Source organism: Kitasatospora putterlickiae, assembly GCF_039527695.1.
Lineage (GTDB): Bacteria > Actinomycetota > Actinomycetes > Streptomycetales > Streptomycetaceae > Kitasatospora > Kitasatospora putterlickiae.
In genome coordinates this window covers 1,640-5,768 of sequence record NZ_BAAAKJ010000306.1, presented here as the reverse complement: position 1 = coordinate 5,768, position 4,129 = coordinate 1,640, and the positions used below count along the sequence as shown (strand labels likewise).

The window sequence follows — 4,129 nt, the reverse complement described above, 5'->3', positions numbered from 1 at the left end:
GCCGCCTGGCTGGAGCCGCGCCTCGGCGGCCGGCCCCCGCTGCGCACGTTCTTCCAGCACCCCGTCCTGGCCGACCAGGCCCGCGCCCTGACCGGAGCCCGACAGTGACCAGGACCACCGCCCCCGGCCTCTCCGCCCCGTCCGCCGTCCTCGAAGCCGGGCACCGCGAACTCACCGACGCCTTCGAGAGCTTCATTCGCCGCGAACTCGACCCGCTCGCCTCCGAGTTGGCCGAGTCCGCCGAACAGCCGCCGGACGACCTGCGCGCCTACGTGCGCAAGCGCTCCGCCGCCCTCGGCTTCTACGCCGGCGACTACCCCGAGGAACTCGGCGGCGCCGGCATGCCGTTCACCGCCGTCGTGCAGCTCCACCACGCCGCCGGACGCAGCGGCTGCCCGCTCGCCCCGTACGCGCTGGCCGGCTCCGACGGGCCCAGCCCGCTGCTGCGCCACGGCACCCCCGAGCAGATCGAGCGCCACCTCGTCCCGCTGGTCCGCGGCGAGCGCACCCGCTGCCTCGCCCTCACCGAACCGCAGGCCGGCTCCGACGCCTTCCGGCTCACCACCACCGCCGTCCGCGACGGCGGGGGATGGCTGCTGAACGGCCGCAAGACCTTCGTCAGCAACGCCGACCGGGCCGACCTCGCCCTCGTCGTCGCCGCCACCGACCTCGGCGACGGCGCCGGACCGACCGCCGGCGCCACCGCCTTCGTGCTGCCCATGGACCACCCCGGGCTGCGCGTCGGCCAGCGCTACGAGGGCATGTCCGGCGAGCCGCTGTTCGAGCTGGTCCTCGACCGGCTGCACGCCCCGGCCGCCTCCGTCATCGGCGGCGAGGCGGGCGTCGGCGCCGCCACCGGCCTGGCCATGGACAGCCTCTCCCGGGGCCGCCTGGTGGTCGCCGCGATGTGCAACGGCATCGCCGAGTACGCGCTGCGGCTCGGCGTCGAGTACGCCCGCGAACGGCGCGCCTTCGGACAGCCGATCGGCGACTACCAGCACGTCCAGGAGCACCTGGTGCGCACCCGCGCCGAGGTCGAGGCCGCCAAACTGCTCACCCTCGCCTGCGCTCGGCTGGTCGACGACGGCACCGAGGCCCCCGAGAACGCCGCGCTAGCCAAACTGACCTCCTCCGAGACCGCCGTCCGGGCCGTCGACCGCTCGCTCCAGGTGCACGGAGCCACCGGCTGGGTGCGCGGCCATCCGCTGGAATACCTCTACCGCTACGTCCGGATGACGACCATCATCGAAGGGACCTCCGAGGTCCAGAAGGTGATCGTGGCCCGGGCCATGGGCCTGGGCTGACCCCGTACCGACGACCATCGACCGACGTCCGGAGGACTGACCATGACCACCACCCCGGCCCGCCCCGTGCCCGGACTCCTTCCCGGCCTCTCCGTCGCCCACGGCCGTCCGCACCGCGACGGCGCCGTCCTCGACCTGTTCACCAGCTGGGCCCGCCGCGTCCCGCACGCCCCCGCCCTGGTCGACGGCGAACTGACCCTCAACTACGCCGAACTCGACCGCGTCGCCGACCAGGTGGCCGGACAGCTGGCCGAACACGTGCGGCCCGGTGACCTGGTCGGCCTCTGCCTCGACCACTCCGCCGCCCTGGTCGCCGCCACCCTGGCGGTCGCCAGGATCGGCGCCGTCCACCTGCCGCTCGGCCCGCGCCCCGGCGGNNNNCGTCGCCGAACAGCTGCGCCCCGCCTGCCTGATCGGCGACCCGGCGCTGCTGCCACCCGCCCACCGGGACGGCCGGCACCGCCCGCTCGCCGCCCCCGGCGCGCGCGGGATCGTGGCCGCCTTCGCCGACCCCGCCGACCCCGCCGTGGTCGGGGGAGCGGCCGGGACCAAGGCCCCCAAGGGCGCCCAGTACACCGTGCTCACCTCCGGCTCCACCGGCCTGCCCAAGGCCGTCGCGGTCGGCCAGACCGCGCTCGGCGCCCTGCTCACCTGGTACCGCGAGCTGACCGGCCTCGGCCCCGGCGACCGGCACAGCCTGCTGATCGGCGTCGCCTTCGACCCGCACCTGATGGAGCTGTGGGCCGCCCTCAGCTCCGGCGCGGCGCTCGTCGTCGCCCCCGAAGCCGTCCGCTGGGACCCGGTCGCGCTCACCGACTGGTGGCGCGCCGCCGGCATCACCGTCGGCGTGCTGCCCACCCCGCTCGCCGAACCCGTCCTGGACCGCCCGTGGCCCGGCGGCCTGCCGCTGCGCCACCTCGTGGTCGGCGGCGACCGGCTGCGCCGCGCCCCCGGCCCGGACGTCACCGCGACCGTCCACAACGCCTACGGCCCGGCCGAGGCCACCGTCGTGACGACCGTGCACAGCATGGCCCCGGGCGCCGACCACGGCACCGGCGCGCCGCCGATCGGCCGCCCGATCCCCGGCGCGATCGTCCTGGTGACCGACGAGAACGGCCGCCCGCTGCCGCGCGGCGAGGCCGGCGAACTGCGGATCGGCGGCCAGGGCCTGGCCATCGGCTACCTCGACGCCGGGCTGACCGCGGAGCGCTTCGTCTCCGCGCCCGACGAGGTCGACGGCACCGACCGGGTCTACCGCACCGGTGACCGGGTCCTGATGCGCCCGGACGGCGTGCTGGAGTTCCTCGGCCGGCTGGACGACCAGGTCAAGGTCAGCGGGGTGCGGATCGAGCCCGCCGAGGTCGAGGCCGCCCTCGAACGCGACCCCCGGGTGCGGCGCGCCGCCGTGGTCGCCCGCCCGGCCCCGGCCGGCGGCGGCGCCCCCGTCCTCGCCTTCGTCCAGCCCGCCGCCGGGGGCGGTCCGGTGGACGCCGCTCCGCTGCTGGACGCCGTGCGGCCCTGGCTGCCCGAGCAGGCCGTGCCGAGCGTGCTGCGGCTGGTCGACGCCTTCCCGCTGGACGCCAACGGCAAGATCGACCGCGCCGCGCTGCTCAAGGCCGAGGAGACCGCCGCCCAGCAGGACGGCCAGGGCGGCCCGGAGGAGGCCACGCCCACCGAGCGGACCGTGCTGCGGCTCTGCCGCGAGCTGCTCGGCCGCACCGGCCTCACCCTCGCCGACAACCTCCTGGACGCGGGCGGCACCTCCGTCACCGCGGCCCGGCTGCTCGCCGCCCTGGAGGAGGAGTGCGGCGTACGGCTGCGCGCCCCGCTGCTGCTGCGCCAGCCCGACCTGCGGGCCGTGGCGCGCCTGATCGACGAGCGGCGCCCGGCCGCCGACTGACCCGGCCGCCGCCCCCGCCACTCCTCCCGACCCTCGCCGCGGGGCGCTCCGGCATGCCGCCGGGGCGCCCGGAAACGGACCCGCCCATGACTGTCCCCGCCACCACCGTCCCGGAACTCGTCGCCCGGCAGGCCGCCGAGCACCCCGACGCGCTCGCCGCGACCGACGGCGGTACCACCCTCACCTACCGCGAACTCACCGCCGCCGCGGCCCGGCTGGCCGCCGAGCTGACCGCCCGCGGGGTCCGCCCCGGCAGCGCCGTCGGCCTGCTCTGCGCCCGCGCCGCCCGCCTCCCCGTCGCCCAGCTCGCCATCTGGTGGGCGGGCGGCCACGTCGTCCCGCTCGACCCGGCCTACCCGCGACCGCGGCTGCACGCCATGCTCGACGACGCCGGCGTCCGCCTCACCCTCGGCGACAAGGCGCTGCTGGCCGAGGCGGGCCTGCCCGAGGAGCACGTCCTGGTCCTCACCGAACTCGGCCCCGCCGCGATCGCCGCCACCGGACCCGGGACGCCCGCGCCGCCCGGACCCCCGGCCCCGGACGCGACCGCCCTGGTCTACTACACCTCCGGCTCCACCGGCCGCCCCAAGGGCGTCCTGGTCCCGCACGGCGCAATCGCCGACCTGGTCACCGCCGCCGACGGCCCCGCCCTGCGCCCCGGCGACCGGGTGCTGCACCACTCGCCGGTCGCCTTCGACGCCGCGACCTTCGAACTGTGGGGCCCGCTGGCGCGCGGCGCCGCCGTCGCGCTGTCCCCGGCCGAACGCCCCAGCGCCGAGGAACTCGCCCGCGACATCGAGCGGTTCGGCGTCACCACCGCCTTCCTCACCACCGCGCTGTTCCACCAGCTGGCCGCCCGCCGCTCGCGGGTCTTCGGCGTGCTGCGCACCGTGCTGGCCGGCGGCGAGGCGCTCTCCGCGGAGCA

Annotated in this window: 3 protein-coding genes and 1 pseudogene; all 4 read left to right on the top strand. The window is 77.4% G+C overall.

What is annotated here, in order from left to right; all coding sequences use genetic code 11:
* Nucleotides 1–104: 104 nt before the first annotated feature.
* A complete protein-coding gene (locus ABD308_RS29305) occupies nt 105–1,304 on the top strand; it encodes an acyl-CoA dehydrogenase family protein (protein ID WP_344341106.1) in 1,200 nt (399 codons plus the stop codon).
* 42 nt (nt 1,305–1,346) lie between these two features.
* Nucleotides 1,347–1,628, top strand: a pseudogene (locus tag ABD308_RS29300) (AMP-binding protein); the annotation flags it as partial.
* Nucleotides 1,573–3,204 (top strand): non-ribosomal peptide synthetase, encoded by a 1,632-nt coding sequence (locus tag ABD308_RS29295; protein WP_344341103.1) that lies wholly within the window; start codon nt 1,573–1,575, stop codon nt 3,202–3,204. The pseudogene ABD308_RS29300 and the gene ABD308_RS29295, both read left to right, overlap by 56 nt.
* Before the next feature lie 86 nt (nt 3,205–3,290).
* Nucleotides 3,291–4,129, top strand: an 839-nt coding sequence (locus ABD308_RS29290; RefSeq protein WP_344341100.1) for an AMP-binding protein, incomplete at its 3' end; no start/stop codon positions are given.